This window comes from Bacillus timonensis (assembly GCF_000285535.1).
GTDB lineage: Bacteria > Bacillota > Bacilli > Bacillales > Bacillaceae_L > Ferdinandcohnia > Ferdinandcohnia timonensis.
In genome coordinates this window covers 985,001-1,001,915 of record NZ_HE610985.1, presented here as the reverse complement: position 1 = coordinate 1,001,915, position 16,915 = coordinate 985,001, and the positions used below count along the sequence as shown (strand labels likewise).

The following is a 16,915-nucleotide window of genomic DNA, read 5'->3' as shown; positions in this document are numbered from 1 at the left end:
ATATGTCTATCATTATTAATAACCGTATTCCCAGTCAATTGTTTCTTCATACCAAACGACTTTATCAATAGGATCAAATTGAACCTCTTTATCATTAATGGTACATTTCATATTCGTAGAATCTTCAAGACTTACTAGATCTTCATACACATTATGTTCAACGTTTTCTAATACTGTGACAGAGTGGTCCTTATTGATTAATAATGCTGTACCCTTCATTACCGAACACCTTCCTTAGAAGATTTATTTTAAACCTACTTGCAGTATACCTCCATTTAGTAGTTTTAAAATATAGCTGTGAAAAGGTTCACATATCCTTCATATTTATGTTTGATATGATGTAACAATTTATCAACTAAAGGCTTTTTCGAGGATGGATAGTGGCGGATACGGGTAATTCGATGATAGAAAAAAATAACCCAGGGTAAACACCTGAAATCTACGTTATATTACGCAACTATTCACTATGAAGTAAAGAAAAGTATTTCCTAATAAAGAACACACCTGGCGGAATACGTCAGGTGTATTTTTCAGATGTATCATTCTTTAATCTCAATTTTACGATTTTTAAATGATCCTGAATGTTCCATCGTGATGTGTGCTTCAATGGATAAGATACTGTTTTCTCGTAACAGGGTTTCTTGATTTTTTAGCTTTTTCCAATCTTCATAATCTTTTCTGAAAAGTTGATGTTCCAAGTTTAAAAAATCGATATTGTGCTCTAAACCTAGTTGATATAGTTGCTTGATTTCAGAAATGATTCCTTTCTTAACGAACTCCTCCATGACACTACCATTAATTGTGTTGTTCTTTATACGGTTACTTACAATTCCCCTTGGCGTGGTAAAGAATAGTAAAATGAAAATTCCCGCCTTGTTTTACAGGATTGATTTTTACCATTTGATCTTCAAGTACCGCAATAAATTCAGGTTTTTCTTCACTTGGCAATAGTAACGAAGCACGTCTTGTTTCCGGAGTTAACCAGCGTAAACCTTTTATATTCTCATAAGGAAAATAGCCTTTGTATTGGTGGTTATCTAGAAAAAAAGCTCCGTCAATTGCTAATTTCGCCTCGTTCTTTTTATTTTTCTTCCATTGATTATCGTCAATTGTGAGAGAAGGAATATATGTAGTGCGACCAGGGTCAAAGAATTCACGTGCAAATTGATTTAACTTTACCGGCCTGATGGTCGAGCTTTGTTCATATGAACTTTTTGGACTATGCAGAATGGTATTCAATGAGCTTTGATTAAAAAATCCAGTAGTCGATAAGATATCAAGTATAGAGTTTTTTGTTCCAAAAATCCAAGGCGTTGGGCGGAACTCATAATATCGTGTCAACCCATCAAAAATACTACCCAGCCCTTCTTCTAGTGCACTTTCACTTAAAACGATTGCTGTGACATGTGCCCAAAGAATCCGTTCTTGCGCAGTATGATACGCTTTAAAAAATGCATCGATAAATGTTTTTCCACTCGTTTCGGAAACATATACTTCAGTTGGGCCTTTATCACCACCTTCCCTTTTTGCAACTGAGGTCAATCCAATCATTTGAATGGCGACATAATATTTCCCATCTCGGTAGTCGACTCCAATAGCGGTAGCAAAGTTTTGATTTTCGATTTCACCAATGTCATTTTCACAAGCTGTGACGAGGAGGAGACATAGCATAAGGTTGATTGAACAGATCAGTATCTTTCTACGTTTCATACTACTTTCTCCACTTCTGAATAAATGATATTCCGAATTTTTTTCGCTTAAATGGGTCTATGAACATGGCCGCTAGATATTCTTTGAATGTTAAGGAAGCAACGGGTTCAAGATATGCCACTTTGAAAGACTCCAATGTAGACAGATAAATAAGAATGCTAAAGAATCCAATAAAAAGGCCGTATACTCCTAAAAATATAGATAGAAATAAATTATAAACACGGAGGATACTAACTGTTCCAACCAGTGATTGATTCACAAGTGTATAGCTTGCGACCGCTGTTAACGCGATGACCACAATCATCGTTGGAGAAGCAAGACCTGCTCGAATCGCAGCATCTCCGATAATGATACCTCCAACAATGGAAACGGTTTGTCCAAGAACGGTTGGCATGCGAACTCCTGCTTCTCTTAATAATTCAAACAATCCTAGAATAAAAATAGCCTCAAGTCCTAATGGTAATGGCAATCCTTCACGCGACACAACGACGGTAGCTAATAAAGCAAACGGCAGCTGATCAATATTAACAGAAGAAAGCGAGACCCAAAAACCTGGTAGGAAAATCGCAACCAGTAAGCCGATAATCCGAATGAACCGCCCAAACAGAACAAGGTAGTAAGGAAAATGAACATCCTCAGGAGATTTTATAAGCTCAAAAACATTGATTGGCCCAATTAATACAGAGGGAGAACCATTCACAATTAAAATAAACCGACCACGCAACATGCATTCAATCGTAAAATCTGGTCGTGTCACATAATCAAATAAGGGGAACAACGAAAACGTACGATCGGAAAGCCATTGCTCTAACTGACCACTACTTACAACACTTTCTCCTTGAAAGTCATTCAGTCTCTTCCTAACTTCCTCTATGATTCTCTGATCGGCTTTATCATGTAAGTAAAGTAGTGAAACCTCTGTTTTACTTAGTGAACCTAATGTAAAACACTCGGAATATAGTTGTTCCGATTTCATTCGTTTCCGAATCAAGGAAATGTTTACATTCATTTCTTCGGTAAAACTATCCTTCGGTCCCTTAATTGAAACCTCTGTGGTCGATTCTTGAGGGTCTCGTTTTGGCACCTTGCTAATATCGAACCCATGAAAGAATGGAGTACCTTCTTGAAAAATGATGAGTGAACCTGAAAACACAAGATTCATCATTTCCTTCATACTATCTATATGTCGGACAGGTGGGAGTTCTTCAGAATAATCGCGTGGTTTTTCTTTATCAATACTCAATAGAATGCGATTAAAATATTCATTTAATTGTGTAGTATCAAGCATTCCTTTACAATAAAAAGCTTGAAGATTCTCGTCTTTTTCAATTGGAATAAATTCAATATCCGCATAATGACAAAAAAAACGTTTTATCTCGTCACAAGTCAAGTTTCTATTGGCTAATAGCTGATCGAATCTTACCATGTTCATATATTTTGGGTTCCTTTCTTCAATGGCAAGTAGCTAATCATCAATAATGCTAAAGAAAAGATTATAGCAATTACTAATGCACTTGGATAAAAGTATCTTCTTATCAAGGTTTGCACCCAGATGTCACTTAACGGAATGACTGTCAATAATCCTAAAAGAATCGATGCAACTAAAAATACGTGCTTTTTCTTAACTGGCTGTGTATGACCTTTTACCATATCTCCAAGTAGGTAGAGTCCTAATGAAACCCGAATGAGCTCACCACTTAATAATTGAAACACCGCCAAAAAATCGACATGAGAAATATAATTCCCCAACGTAATCAGTCTCCATTGTTCAAAAGCGGGGAACCGCATATCTGATGCTACTGCTGGACCAAACGAAGATAGAGAACCCATCGTGGGTCCGAGAATTAGACCAACTAAAATGGTAATCAGAATGAAAAGATTAAAGTACGTAAACGATTTTTTTAAGTGATGCTGAAGAAGCAACAACACAAGGAAATCGGCGCTTCCTCCAAGTATGATGATTGTCCCTTTTAAAACGGGTTGATAACCCTCAACAAGAACAGGGAATAGGTAGGAATAATCCTTCTCTTTTAAAGTAAACAAAGCTACAAAAATCCCAAACATCCATACAATCGGCAATAATACCGCAGAAGTATAGACAATTGATTTTAAACCCCTATAAGCTGACCAAATACAAATTAATAGGAAAGGGAGCATGACGACAAAGGGTGGTGTTCTTGGTAGAAAATATATATTAACGGATTGAATTAAATCATAAAACGATATCGCACTAATTGCGAAAACGTAAGTAGCAAGGATGGCAATAAGAATACGTGAAGTCGCAACCCCTGCACGGGAGCTAATCCAGTCATAAAGAGATAATCGCTGTTGTTTTTTTGCATAATTAAATAAAGAATAAATCCCCAAACTAGCAAAAACGCATATGCAAAAAAGACGCATACCCATGCATCGCGTTTTCCTGCTGACAGTAGATGAGGCATGATAAGGACATGGTTCGATATTCCAATAAAAAGTATGAGAACAAAAATTAACTGAGTACGAGAGAAATTCATTCCAACACCACCAAATAGATTGCCACTAGTGTTAGGATTTGTTTGTGATTCCAAATTATGCATAATGTAGAAACGAGGAAGACACCTGACGCATATACAAGTATTCTATAATAAGATTGAATTTAGGCGTGAAATCGTGATGGCTTCTCTTAATGGTTATATCGGTGTTTGGTTTTACAGATGCACCAATCATTAGTATTCAGGAGGTATCTCGAGGATTGTTACATAAAATGTAAGTATTCATGAGGTAGCCTTTATCAAATCCCTTTATATCCAATGAGGGTCCTCGTTATTTAAATATACAGAATTTTATGTATAAACAAAAACTTGTTATAATTTTACTATGCATATTGAAACAAGCGGGGGCCGGCCCAGTATTCTATAATGTTAGTTTAAAAATTTCTAATGGAGTACTCCTTTGTAAAAGATTCGTATATGTGTTGGAATTTTTATTTTAAGGAGTGTTTGGATGAATAATGAAAATATAAAACAACCTACATTAGCATATTCATTGCTGATATTATTACTGGTCATTGTCATCATCGCAACAGGGATGTTAGCTTTTGGAGCCTCTATTCAGATCATGATGTTTATTACATTAGTAACGATGATTCCTTTCGTCATTCGATTAGGTTATTCCTATGACAGCATAGAAAAGAGTATATTTTCTTCGATGCTGAAGGCTTTGCAGCCATCAATGATTCTTTTAGCTGTTGGTATTTTAATTGGTTCATGGATGTCATCTGGTACTGTACCCGCGTTAATCTATTATGGGATACAAGCGATTTCTCCACAGTTTTTCCTCGTAACAACTCTTGTCTTTTGTTCCGTCGTTTCTCTGGCAACAGGTTCATCTTGGGCTACACTAGGAACAGCTGGAATCGCGATGATGGGGGTTGGTCATAGTTTAGGGATTCCTGTAGGAGTGACTGCAGGTGCGATTATTAGTGGTGCATATTTTGGAGATAAATTGTCGCCATTATCAGATAGTACCAATTTATCAGCAGCAGTCGTTGGAGCGGACCTAATAACTCATATTAAGCATATGTTATGGACCACTGTACCCGCCTATATCATTACAGCTCTTATCTTTACACTCATGGGATTGAGGTATGGGAAAGAATCTGTCAGTTCAGCCGATGTCAGTACTCTTACTAGCTATTTAGCTGAACATTTCCATTTGGGAATTATACCATTCATTCCAGTTGTAATTCTCTTTATTTTACTCATCTCAAAGCAACCAGCGATAACATCCATTTTTTTAGGTGCTCTTGCAGGTGCACTCATAGCCATATTCTATCAAGGTTCAACGATTAGTGACGTTTTGAATGTATTTTATGATGGCTATTATGTTGAGTCAGGGATTGATATCATTGATACCCTACTTCAACGTGGGGGGCTTACAAGTATGCTGCCATTAGTTGCTCTTTTCTTATTCGCACTTGGAATAGGTGGATTGTTACAAAAAGCGGGGATACTCGAGACCATTGTGGTATCCATTACAAGCAGAATAAAAAGTAAGGGAATGTTAGTCTTTGTTACGATCATTACTGCCTATTTTACATTGGGAATTGGAGGATCATTCTCTTTCTCTGCTGTTATGACAGGTACATTAATGAAACCGTTATTCGAAAAATTTGATTTGCGTCCAGAAAATTTGTCTAGAATTATTGAAGACTGTTCAACTCAAAGTTGTTCACTTCCACCATGGACGGCAAGCGGCCTATTTACCGCAGCAGCTTTAGGAGTTTCACCGTTAGTGTATATTCCTTTCTGTTTCTTAGCTATGATTACTCCATTGTTTACCCTAGCTTACGGTATTACTGGGTTCACGTTTAAAGAGGTAGAAAAGCCTAAAGTAATGAATCGTTATAAAGAAATCGAGGCATAATTGGTTCAATAAAGCTTTGACAAGCAGCGCCCTTATATAGAGAAGTTGAATTCCAATTGTCAGCACTGCTTTTGGGTGCTTTTTTATATAAGATTGTAAGCAAGTTAAGATGATAAAGGGTTTTGGATTATTATTCATACCTAAACAATCTTGAAAAAACTTTTTTGTGACTCATATTAGGTAGTTCCCTTTTTGAATTTAAAAAATTTAAAGCATGTTCTTATACCACTTTTTCGAAATTTGTGTTACTATAATTTTCATTGAGTATATAAATCCGTTTTTTGACGGTAGAGGTTCTAGCACCCCTCTTTAAAAAAACTAAGATGAAGCAGTACTTCTCTTGGAGTACTGTTTTTTCTTTTTTGGAAGGAGTCTTTTTTATAATGTTAAAGGATGAAAAAGCGGTCGTGGTTTTTAGTGGAGGACAAGACAGCACGACATGTTTATTTTGGGCCTTAGAGACATTCAGGGAAGTTGAGGTTGTTACATTTAATTATAACCAAAGGCATAAATTAGAAATCGATTGTGCAATTGCCATAGCGGAAGAATTACATGTAAAACACCACTTGTTAGATATGCAACTATTGAATCAACTTGCTCCCAATGCATTGACGCGAAATGATATTGAAATTAAAGATGGCGAAGATGGAGAATTACCATCTACTTTTGTTCCTGGTCGTAATCTAATCTTTTTATCATTTGCCGCTGTTTTAGCAAGTCAAATAGGTGCAAAACACATTATTACGGGTGTTTGTGAAACTGATTTTAGTGGATATCCAGATTGCAAAGATGCGTTTGTCAAATCGCTCAATGTCTCCATTAATTTAGCAATGGACAAAGAGTTTGTCATCCATACACCATTAATGTGGTTGGATAAGGCACAAACTTGGAAACTAGCTGATGACCTTGGTGTCTTGGATTTTGTTCGTGAAAAAACATTAACTTGTTATGAAGGTATTATTGGAGAAGGTTGTGGTGAATGCCCGTCCTGTAAATTAAGAAAAAATGGATTAACTCTTTACCTTGAATCCCGTGAAAGGGCTGAATAAAGGGGAGTTTGAATAATAAATTTATAATGAATAAATTGAAATTCATCTTAGGGGGATTAACATGCGAGTCATTTTATATCTTTTATCTATCATTCTAGCAAATGTTATAACAGCAGCATTTCAACCATTGACATTAGGTGTTTTCATCGTGCCGATGGGTACACTCTTAATTGGTGCAACGTTTATTTTTAGGGATTTTGTTCAAAATCGATATGGTCGAAAGTTGACTTATTTATTTATAGTAACTGCTTTGTTATTATCAGCTCTTGTATCGTATTTATTGGGTGATACATTGCTTATCGTGTTTGCTTCCGCCATTTCTTTTTTACTTGCGGAAACTACAGACACAGAAATATATACTCGACTCAAGTTACCAATGAGTTGGAGAGTATTTTATAGTGGCCTAGTTGGTGGTCTACTCGATTCAGCAGTATTTGTTGTGATTGGTTTAAGTCCTCTTGGTGCGAACATGCTCCCATGGGAGGCTGTTCCTGCGGCAATAATTGGTCAGGTATTAGTTAAAACAATTATTCAGGGAATAGGAGCCATTATCCTTCATCAGATTCAACATACAAATGATAAGAAAATAGTATCAAATTAACTGGTAAGAGGCTAATAGTATAGTCTCTGGACTGTAGACAAACTCAATTATAATCGGGTTTGCCTACAGTTTTTTTTAGTTTGTTGAAGATTAGTTAGCTCAATTATTGGACAAATTACAAATACGACCTAAAGCATATTTAGTGCATTTTTCAAATTGGAATAGTATGATTAAAGGGTTCACTTAAAAATGTGCGGGGGAAGAATGATGAATCCAAAATATTCATGCAATTCTTTTCGACTTATATCAACCGACGTGATGATACATACGGTGGTAGTTTGGAAAAGAGCTTAACATTTCCAATGGCTGTTGTCGATAAAGTAAAAAAGGTACTTGCTGGGAATAAGAAACAACCATTCATCGTTGGGGATAGATTTTCCCCAGAGGAACCTGAAACAGTGGGAATTACAAAGGCCGAGACTCTTACCTTAGTTAATGCGTTCGTAAGTAAAGAGCTTGATTATCTTCATGTGCCAAAATCCGCTTTGGCAAGGAAGTGTCAAAAGACCTGGCTAGTTTCCAATTAAAGATTAAAATAACATATTACTCTCAGATTGAAATCTCATGTTTCAATTTGGGGGTTTTGTTTTTTTATTCAGGTTTCGAATTTAGAGGAATTATTGCATTCAAATAATATAAATAGCCCCATAGGGTAAAAATAAAATGCGCAAATAGCCAAGGCATAACAAATCAAATGGTTAAGTGAATGAATTAACAAGGAGTGTGAGGGAAATTGATTGAGTTCAAAGAGGTATCGAAAACGTTTCAGGATGGTTTTAAAGCATTGAAAAAAATCACTTTTAAGGTGGAAGAAGGAGAATTACTAGTTCTTATTGGTCCCAGTGGTTCAGGAAAATCCACGACAATGAAGATGATTAACCGGCTTATTGAACCGACAAATGGAGTCGTTGAAATTGAGGGGAAGAATATCGCCAAAGAGGATCCGGTACAGTTGCGACGTTCCATCGGTTATGTTATTCAGCACATTGGTTTACTGCCTCACATGACAATTAAAGAGAATGTATCGCTAGTTCCACGTCTGAAAAAATGGAAGCCTGAGCAGTACATGGATAAGGTGAATGAATTGATGGAAATGGTCGGCTTGGATCCAGGTACATTTGGAGATCGTTTTCCTACAGAATTAAGTGGTGGGCAGCAGCAGCGGATTGGGGTGATTCGGGCATTGGCCGCTGAGCCAAAAATTATCCTGTTTGACGAGCCCTTTAGTGCACTAGACCCGATAAGCAGGGAGCAATTGCAGGATGAATTAATCCGCTTACAGCAGGAAATTCGTAAAACCATTGTATTTGTAACTCATGATATGGATGAAGCACTAAAAATAGCGGATCGAATTTGCATCATGAAAGATGGAGAAATTGTTCAACTTGACCGACCAGAAAATATATTGCGCCACCCAGCAAATGAATTTGTAAGGAATTTTATTGGAGAAGATCGCTTAAATGAAATTGATAATAACGATTTTTCTCTTCCCAAACTGAGAAAATTGGTAGTGGCTCCTGTAACAGCCCTACACTTCAGAGGATTGGCTGAATCTTTAAAACTTATGAGGCGAAAACGCGTTGATAGTCTGGTGGTCGTTGACAATAAAGACAACTTCCTTGGTATTGCAACAGTTTGGGAGGTAACAAAACGTTATAAAGAAGAGGAACTAACGTTAATGGATATTATGGATTCAAGTGTCGAGACACTACAAGTAAACGATTCCTCTGAAAAAGCTGTTCAACTTGTTAGTGAATCAAAATATGGGTACGTTCCGGTAATTGAACAAGGAATTATTAAGGGCATTGTAACCCGTTCAAGCCTTGTTGAGTACATTGCTGAAAAAATTGGAGAAGTGGAAGAAGAAGCGTAAAGGGGGTGTGGACGATTCCAAATATTATTTCAAATACAGTAGATGTTTTTGTTAATCGTTGGTCAATGATTTGGAGCTTGATTTTAGAACATTTGTATCTGTCGCTTATCTCAATTGCGATTGCCATTTTGATTTCTGTTCCATTGGGGATTTATTTAACCCGACACAGAAAAATTGCAGATGGCATCATTGGAATTGCTGGCGTATTCCAAACAATTCCGAGTCTTGCGTTGCTTGTATTTTTGGTACCTTTTATCGGTACTGGAGAAGCTCCAGCAATTGTGGCCTTGACAGTTTATGGACTACTGCCGATTTTACGCAATACATACTTAGGAATTACAGGCGTTGAGCGTTCCGCAATTGAAGCAGGAGTCGGTATGGGGATGACGAGCCGCCAAGTATTATGGATGGTGGAGTTGCCATTATCTTTAGGAGTAATTATGGGTGGTATTCGCACGGCGACAGTCTTAATTATCGGTGTCGCAACTATCGCTGGCCTTATCGGAGCAGGCGGTCTAGGGGATTTAATTTTTCGTGGATTACAAACATATAATACCGGGTTAATTTTGGCAGGAGCCATTCCATCTGCACTGTTAGCGATTATTTTTGACTATTTATTGAAATTGTTAGAAACGGATGCTACTCCGAGAGGGTTTCAAAACGGTAATAAAACAAGTTCTAAGTTCAGACGTATTCGTAAATGGCTGGTTATTGCATTGATATTAATTCTCCCTATAACTGCGTTTATTAGTCAACTTGGTAGTAATACCGCGGGAAAAGACACAATTACGATAACGGGTAAAAACTTTACTGAACAGGAAATCATGGTTTATGTCATGGGACATTTAATTGAAGAGCATACGGATTTAAACGTGGAGTACGAATCGTTCTTGGGTGGAACTGCCCCAACATTTGAAGGGGTTAATAACGGAGAGTACGATTTGTATATCGAGTATACGGGAACCGCATTGTTAAGCATTTTGAAGGAAGAAATGGTTAACGATCCAAATAAGGTTTACGATATTGTTAAAAAAAGGTTTAAAGAAGATTATAATTTGGTTTGGTTAGAACCACTTGATTTTAATAATACGTACACCCTGACGATCCGCAAAGAAGATGCAGCGAATTGGGGAGTTAAAACGATTTCAGACTTAAAAGGAAAAGCTTCAGAATTGGCACTTGGGGCAGAGCCAGAATTCCTTGAAAGACCGGATGGGCTACCCGGACTAGTGGAAGCTTACGGAATGAATTTTGCTGAAACACAGGCAATGGATTCTGGGATTATGTATAGTGCAATTAAAAATGGTGAAGTAGATGTTATTGATGCCTTTGCCACTGATGGACGGATTCCAGCCTTTAACTTACAAGTGCTTGATGACGATAAAAATTACTTTCCACCGTATTTCGCAACTCCTGTCATTAGGGGAGACACCTTGGAAAAATATCCAGAATTAGAAGAAGTATTAGGAATGCTTGTTGGTAGGATCGATAATGAAAAAATGCAAGAATTAAACGCACGTGTAGACCTTGATAAAGAGGGGTATGAAGATGTGGCGATTGATTTTCTTAAAGAAGAAGGGTTGATAGAATAGAGCCGTCAAATAGTTTTATTTCAGAAGAAAGCGGTCTTCAGGACCGCTTTCTTCTTTTTAACTTTTTTCAATGGAAGCTTTAATCATTCGTCGCCATTCTCGCCAACGGTCCTTTTTCATCAATGATGTCCTGTATGTCATAGACGGAGATTGAAAACATCGGGAAGCCAAATACATAAGGAGTCAAGTCATAGAGTTGAAAATAAATAACTAAGGTTTTATCGGCTATATAAAATTCCTGGTTCGGGCTAATTGTAGTAAAATCAGAAATTAACTCTATATTACGTTCCTTAATTTGCTCCTGGATGATGGTAGACAGTCTATTTACGTAATCACTATCAGGTTTAAAGAGATCCTTCAGGTCACAGCGTGTTCCTCGTTTTAAATCGAAAGTTAATGAACGGATGTATGTCATTCCGTGCGCAGCTTTTTCATGATAGGTGTAGTTCGTTTGTGTAAGACTTAGAACCTGCCTCTGGTTGTTTTTTATTTCATAAGAACCAAGCATTTCCTGGACAGTAGAGGGCATGTTTCCTATTTGAGAAGCAATTAAATTGCTTGCTTGGTGAATAATAGATTGATTAATCAAGTGTTGAAGTTGTTGGTTTTTCATTTGATACGCTTGAGGATAATAGACTCTTTTTTGAGGACCGAAACGAAAAGCTTCTGTTCGAATACTCACTGGAAATGAAATAGGCATTTGTCACATTCCTTTTTTCCATATCGTATTCTTAACAGAACGGGGATGTGAGGGGGAAATAATAAAGGAAATTGTTTTTGTAAACAATTTCCTTCTGAAATCTCTTAAAGCATTTTATTTTGAATTACCGTCACAACCTTGCTTCCTGCAGGAATGCTATTCGTAAGCCAAACATTACCGCCAACTATAGAATCTCTCCCAATTACTGTTTCTCCACCGAGAATGGTAGCACCTGCGTAAATGGTTACATTATCCTCAATAACGGGATGACGTCTTTTTCCACCTTTGATGATTTCTCCATTTTTATCTCGATCAAATGAAAATGCACCAAGAGTTACACCTTGATAGAGGGTTACATCATTTCCAATAATCGTGGTTTCACCTACAACAATTCCGGTACCATGGTCCATAAAAAAGCTATGTCCGATTGTGGCACCAGGGTGGATGTCAATGCCTGTTTTGCTATGTGCATATTCAGAAATACCCCGAGACACTAAGGTATAACCCATTTTATGTAGTTCATGAGAAATCCGATGAACGATGATTGAAAAGACACCCGGATAAGTAAGCGCAATTTCCTCATAGCTTTTTGCTGCGGGATCTTTTCGAAATGCTGCATCGACATCCTTCATGATGATTGATCGTAACGACGGCAATAATTCAAGAAATGTGAATGTATCTTGGTTTACGACTTGCTCGTCGCTTTTATGGGATAATATTTCCTGTAATAAGTGTTGAAGCTTTGTCAGATTTTTTAATTCGTACTCAATGTTACGCTCTTTACTTGTACAATAGTATTCTGGTAACAAGACTTCTCTAATGCAGTCAATAAAGGTAGGAATTTGCTTTAAACTATGATTTAATCGAGAACACAAGTGTTTCTTTTGATTTCCGATTACTTCATGTAAATTTTTATAAATATTTAATAAGTCATATTGTTCCATCTGTATCATCCCCAATAGTTAATTCTACATATAAAGTAACGTAAAATTCACATAATTGCAAAGGGATTCACTCGGGAAATTGTAAAAGACTAAGATATCAATATCCTAGTCTATTTTGCTTTCTTTACCACTAATTATTCTATAAGAATGTGAGATTATACTGTTTTTTTGTGTGGAGCAACATGCTCTTTTTCATATCTTTCTTCCCAATAATGTGCATTCTTGATACCCAAAGCTTTTGGATTGAAGACTGGTTCAATACCTTGTCTTTTTTGAGTTTCATAGTCTTTTAAGGCAATTAATGCCGGTTTTGCAAGTAGTACGATAGCGATAATATTGATCCAAATAATTAATCCCATTCCGACATCCCCGACAGCCCATACCATTCCCGCCGTTTTAACTGCACCGTAATAGGTTGATATCATAATAACAAGTTTAAGTATATGTACAGCCCATTTGAAATTTTTCCCTCGTATTAAGAATGCGAGGTTTGTTTCCGCGATGTAAAAGAAGGCAACAACGGAAGTAAATGTGAAAAAGAGTAATGAAATCGCTAGGAAGGCCGCTCCAAATCCAGGAAACATCGAATCAATCGCTTCTTGTGCATAAAGCGGACCAGCTTCTATATCCCCAAGATTATTGACAATAAAAGAACCATCTGGAGCCTGTGTGTTATACATGCCTGTAAAGAGAATCATAAATGCTGTTGCCGTACATACCAATGTATCTATATATACAGAAAAGGATTGAACTAAACCTTGTTTTACAGGATGGGATACTTCAGCAGCTGCCGCATGGTGAGCTCCTGTACCCATACCAGCTTCATTTGAATAAATTCCTCGTTTTACCCCCCATGAAATTGCTGCACCAATTATTCCCCCAAAAGTTGAGTCCAATGCAAAGGCACTTTTAAATATTAATGCAACGACTTTCGGTAATTCTGATATATTCATAGCCAATATAATAATAGACATCAAGATATAACCAATTGCCATAATCGGAACGATTACTTGGGATGTACTAGCAATTCGCTTAACGCCACCGAAAATCACTACACCAAGCAACACGACATATATAATTCCTGTAGCAGTTGGGCTTAATCCGAATGCATTTTCAACTGTAGAAGCAGTAGTATTTGATTGAATTCCAGGTAAGAGGATGGCTAATGCTATTATCGCGGCGATGGCAAAGAGAATAGCAAACCATTTCCAGCCTATTCCTTTTTCAATATAGTAGGCTGGTCCACCTCGATATTGTCCATCACGTTTGTCTTTATATATTTGCGCAAGTGTTGATTCTACGAATGCGCTTGCCGAACCAATAAAAGAAATAACCCACATCCAAAAGACAGCTCCAGGGCCACCAAAAGCGATTGCTGTCGCAACTCCAGCGATATTGCCTGTTCCAACACGTCCTCCAACTGCTATGTTTAATGCCTGAAAAGGAGATACTCCGGCTTCTGAACTTTTCCGTTCAAACATTAATCTAGTCATTTCTTTAAGATGCCGAACTTGAAGCAGGCGGGTCAAAATTGTAAATAGTAAACCTACACCTAACAAAATATAAATAACAGGGGTACTCCATAAAATACTGTTAATCCCATTAACAAATTGCTCCATTTTGTTCCTCCTTAACTAAATAAAAATAATATGTCCATTTCACTGGAGTAAGTAAATAATTGATAACACTTACATTTTTTACTTTCCTTTTCCAAACCTCCTTTTTGATAAAAAGATGAATTCATCACCTATTGCGTCATTTAAATCATTATAATGATTTATTCATCACTTTAATTATGATATTATTTTATATATTTTTAATAGTCAATATTTTTTAAATAATTTTACAAACGAATTTACAGCCGTACTTTATAATTCAATTGAAACTACTTCCCTATATCGATTACAAAGATGTGCATCCTACCCAAAATTTAAAAGATTCAAAATACTTATTGATTATGAATTAATCTGTTGTATAATTACATTATAGTGATTAAATATTCTTTATAGTGAAGGGTGGTCGTTGTGGAAGAACCAATAGTCATACAAAATAGAAATGGTAAGAGATTAATCGGAATCCTTCATACGCCTGATTCTTGTTCTTCAGGCCCTATGGTTGTGTTTGCACATGGTTTTCAAGGAACAAAATCAGCTCCACATCGCATATTTACGAAAATGGCTCGAAAACTTGCTTCACATGGAATTGCTGCATTGCGTTTTGACTATTTTGGAAGTGGGGATTCAGAAGGTGAATTTTGTGAATCCACTATTTCAAGTCAGATAGCGGATTTGGAAGATGTATTTTCATCTGTTTTCCATGTAAATCGTTTCAACGTTACGAACTATGGACTAATTGGTTACAGTTTAGGTGGATGTATTGCCTCTATAGCCCAGTCAAAGCTACCTATGGAAATCTCAAGTATTGTTTTGTGGGCTCCTGTCTCAAATCCATATTGGAACTTGATTCATCTCTTAGGTGAGGATAGAGTTGTGAATGGATTGGTAGGTAAACCTGTTTATTTTGATGGCGAACAGATAGGTACCCCATTTTTCGAGGAACTGCTAGAACTTCATCCATTGGAATGTATAAAAAAATATGAAAATCCAGTTTTAATAATCCATGGTGAACAGGATCAAGATGTTTTATTATCAAATGGAATCGCTTACAAAGAGGCTGTTCAACATCCTTTAAGCCAATTAAAAGCTTATTCTGAATCAGGACATCTTTTCAACGATCAAGAAGGCGAGTCCGCATTGCTTACTCAAACCTTGGAATGGTTTAAAGAATATTTACTTAAGAAATATTGATTGAAAAAGCAAGAACGGGGAGGAATGGAAAATGATTATAGGACTACCAAAAGAAATTAAAAATAATGAGAACCGTGTTGGGCTAACACCATCAGGAGTACTTTCTTTTAAAAAGAATGGTCATCAAGTATTAGTTGAGAAAGATGCAGGGCTTGGTAGTGGATTTACGAATGAAGATTATCTGAATGCGGGTGCCGAGATTATTGAAAAAGCAAATGATGTATGGGCAAATGCAGAAATGATTATGAAGGTAAAAGAACCTCTAGAAAGTGAATATAAGTATTTCCGAGAAGGTTTGATCTTGTTTACATACTTGCATTTAGCAGCTGAACCTGACTTAACAAAAGCCCTTAAAGAAAAGGGAGTAATTGCAATTGCCTATGAGACTATCTCAGTTGGACGTTCACTTCCACTTCTTACTCCTATGAGTGAAGTAGCTGGACGTATGGCTGTTCAAATCGGTGCTCAATTCCTACAAAAAACAAATGGTGGAAAAGGAATTCTCCTTGCTGGTGTACCAGGTGTGAGTCGTGGCAAAATTACAATCATTGGTGGCGGTATTGTTGGTACGAATGCTGCGAAAATGGGTATAGGTTTAGGAGCAGACGTCACCATCCTGGATATTAGTGCGGATCGTTTACGCCAGTTGGATGACATCTTTGGCAGTCAAATAAAAACCTTAATGTCGAATCCATTCAATATTGCACAAGCAGTTGCAGAAGCTGACTTGTTAATTGGTGCTGTTTTAATCCCAGGTGCTAAAGCACCTAAACTAGTAACAGAAGAAATGGTAAAAACAATGAAGCCTGGCTCTGTTATCGTTGATGTTGCAATTGATCAAGGAGGAAGTATTGTAACGTGTGACCATGTCACAACACATGATGATCCAACCTTCGTCAAACATGGAGTTGTCCATTATTCTGTAGCTAATATGCCTGGGGCTGTTCCGAGAACATCTACACTTGCCTTAACAAATGTAACGGTTCCTTACGCACTACAAATTGCAAACAAAGGTGTTGTAAAGGCAATTGCTGAGAGTGAGCCATTAAAACTCGGTGTTAACGTAGCACATAATGAAATTACAAATGAAGCAGTTGCAAGGGATCTTGGATATGATTTTGTATCGGTCGAAAAAGCTTTTAAAAGAGAAACAATCACGTACTAATTGAATGTCTCGTACCAGTAATCCCTCAAGTTAAGGCTTGGGGGATTTTTGAAAGAGAGGGGAGGGGGAA

General features: G+C 37.0%; 16 protein-coding genes. 8 read left to right on the top strand and 8 right to left on the bottom strand.

The window, feature by feature from the left end; genetic code table 11:
• Positions 1 to 15 precede the first annotated feature (15 nt).
• The 5 genes from BTHG_RS05265 to BTHG_RS24295 form a co-directional block, all read right to left on the bottom strand.
• Positions 16 to 219, bottom strand: a complete 204-nt coding sequence (locus BTHG_RS05265; RefSeq protein WP_010283099.1) for a hypothetical protein — start codon at positions 217 to 219, stop codon at positions 16 to 18.
• Between the two features lie 320 nt (positions 220 to 539).
• The gene (locus BTHG_RS05260; RefSeq protein WP_026021703.1) at positions 540 to 785 is read right to left on the bottom strand and encodes a Ger(x)C family spore germination C-terminal domain-containing protein; all 246 of its coding nucleotides are present in this window, start codon (positions 783 to 785) and stop codon (positions 540 to 542) included.
• Between the two features lie 34 nt (positions 786 to 819).
• Entirely contained in the window at positions 820 to 1,710 is an 891-nt protein-coding gene (locus BTHG_RS05255; protein WP_026021702.1) for a Ger(x)C family spore germination protein, read from the bottom strand.
• Position 1,711: 1 nt separating this feature from the next.
• Entirely contained in the window at positions 1,712 to 3,142 is a 1,431-nt protein-coding gene (locus tag BTHG_RS05250) for a spore germination protein (RefSeq protein ID WP_010283097.1), read from the bottom strand.
• Positions 3,139 to 4,116: an endospore germination permease gene (locus BTHG_RS24295; protein WP_010283096.1), complete on the bottom strand. Its 978-nt coding sequence runs from the start codon at positions 4,114 to 4,116 to the stop codon at positions 3,139 to 3,141. The genes BTHG_RS05250 and BTHG_RS24295 overlap by 4 nt, the downstream gene beginning before the upstream one ends.
• A 576-nt stretch (positions 4,117 to 4,692) precedes the next feature.
• Here BTHG_RS24295 and nhaC point away from each other — a divergent pair.
• From nhaC to BTHG_RS27615, 6 genes are all read left to right on the top strand, one after another.
• Positions 4,693 to 6,114 (top strand): Na+/H+ antiporter NhaC, encoded by a 1,422-nt coding sequence (gene nhaC / locus BTHG_RS05240; RefSeq protein WP_010283094.1) that lies wholly within the window; start codon positions 4,693 to 4,695, stop codon positions 6,112 to 6,114.
• A 383-nt stretch (positions 6,115 to 6,497) separates the two neighbouring features.
• Complete coding sequence (gene queC / locus BTHG_RS05235) at positions 6,498 to 7,163, top strand: 7-cyano-7-deazaguanine synthase QueC (RefSeq protein WP_010283092.1); 666 nt, start codon at positions 6,498 to 6,500, stop codon at positions 7,161 to 7,163.
• A gap of 61 nt (positions 7,164 to 7,224) precedes the next feature.
• On the top strand, positions 7,225 to 7,764 hold the full coding sequence (locus tag BTHG_RS05230) for a VUT family protein (protein ID WP_010283090.1): 540 nt from the start codon (positions 7,225 to 7,227) through the stop codon (positions 7,762 to 7,764).
• Positions 7,765 to 7,988: 224 nt separating this feature from the next.
• Positions 7,989 to 8,291 carry an oxidoreductase gene (locus BTHG_RS05225; RefSeq protein ID WP_010283089.1) on the top strand — a complete coding sequence of 101 codons (303 nt, stop codon included), beginning with the start codon at positions 7,989 to 7,991 and terminating at the stop codon, positions 8,289 to 8,291.
• A 206-nt stretch (positions 8,292 to 8,497) separates the two neighbouring features.
• Entirely contained in the window at positions 8,498 to 9,637 is a 1,140-nt protein-coding gene (locus BTHG_RS05220; RefSeq protein WP_010283087.1) for an ABC transporter ATP-binding protein, read from the top strand.
• Positions 9,638 to 9,642: 5 nt separating this feature from the next.
• Entirely contained in the window at positions 9,643 to 11,229 is a 1,587-nt protein-coding gene (locus BTHG_RS27615) for a glycine betaine ABC transporter substrate-binding protein (protein ID WP_010283085.1), read from the top strand.
• Positions 11,230 to 11,308: 79 nt separating this feature from the next.
• On the opposite strand, the gene BTHG_RS05210 is transcribed toward BTHG_RS27615, so the two are convergent.
• The 3 genes from BTHG_RS05210 to BTHG_RS05200 all read right to left on the bottom strand — a co-directional run bounded on the left by BTHG_RS05210 (position 11,309) and on the right by BTHG_RS05200 (position 14,492).
• Complete coding sequence (locus BTHG_RS05210; RefSeq protein ID WP_010283083.1) at positions 11,309 to 11,929, bottom strand: DUF3298 and DUF4163 domain-containing protein; 621 nt, start codon at positions 11,927 to 11,929, stop codon at positions 11,309 to 11,311.
• 104 nt (positions 11,930 to 12,033) lie between these two features.
• Positions 12,034 to 12,873: a serine O-acetyltransferase gene (locus BTHG_RS24290; RefSeq protein WP_010283081.1), complete on the bottom strand. Its 840-nt coding sequence runs from the start codon at positions 12,871 to 12,873 to the stop codon at positions 12,034 to 12,036.
• A gap of 155 nt (positions 12,874 to 13,028) precedes the next feature.
• Positions 13,029 to 14,492, bottom strand: a complete 1,464-nt coding sequence (locus BTHG_RS05200) for an alanine/glycine:cation symporter family protein (RefSeq protein ID WP_010283079.1) — start codon at positions 14,490 to 14,492, stop codon at positions 13,029 to 13,031.
• A 405-nt stretch (positions 14,493 to 14,897) separates the two neighbouring features.
• Here BTHG_RS05200 and BTHG_RS05195 point away from each other — a divergent pair, with 405 nt between their 5' ends.
• Both BTHG_RS05195 and ald read left to right on the top strand, forming a co-directional pair.
• Positions 14,898 to 15,680 (top strand): alpha/beta hydrolase family protein, encoded by a 783-nt coding sequence (locus BTHG_RS05195; RefSeq protein WP_010283070.1) that lies wholly within the window; start codon positions 14,898 to 14,900, stop codon positions 15,678 to 15,680.
• A 31-nt stretch (positions 15,681 to 15,711) separates the two neighbouring features.
• Positions 15,712 to 16,845 carry an alanine dehydrogenase gene (ald, locus tag BTHG_RS05190; protein ID WP_010283068.1) on the top strand — a complete coding sequence of 378 codons (1,134 nt, stop codon included), beginning with the start codon at positions 15,712 to 15,714 and terminating at the stop codon, positions 16,843 to 16,845.
• Positions 16,846 to 16,915 lie beyond the last annotated feature (70 nt).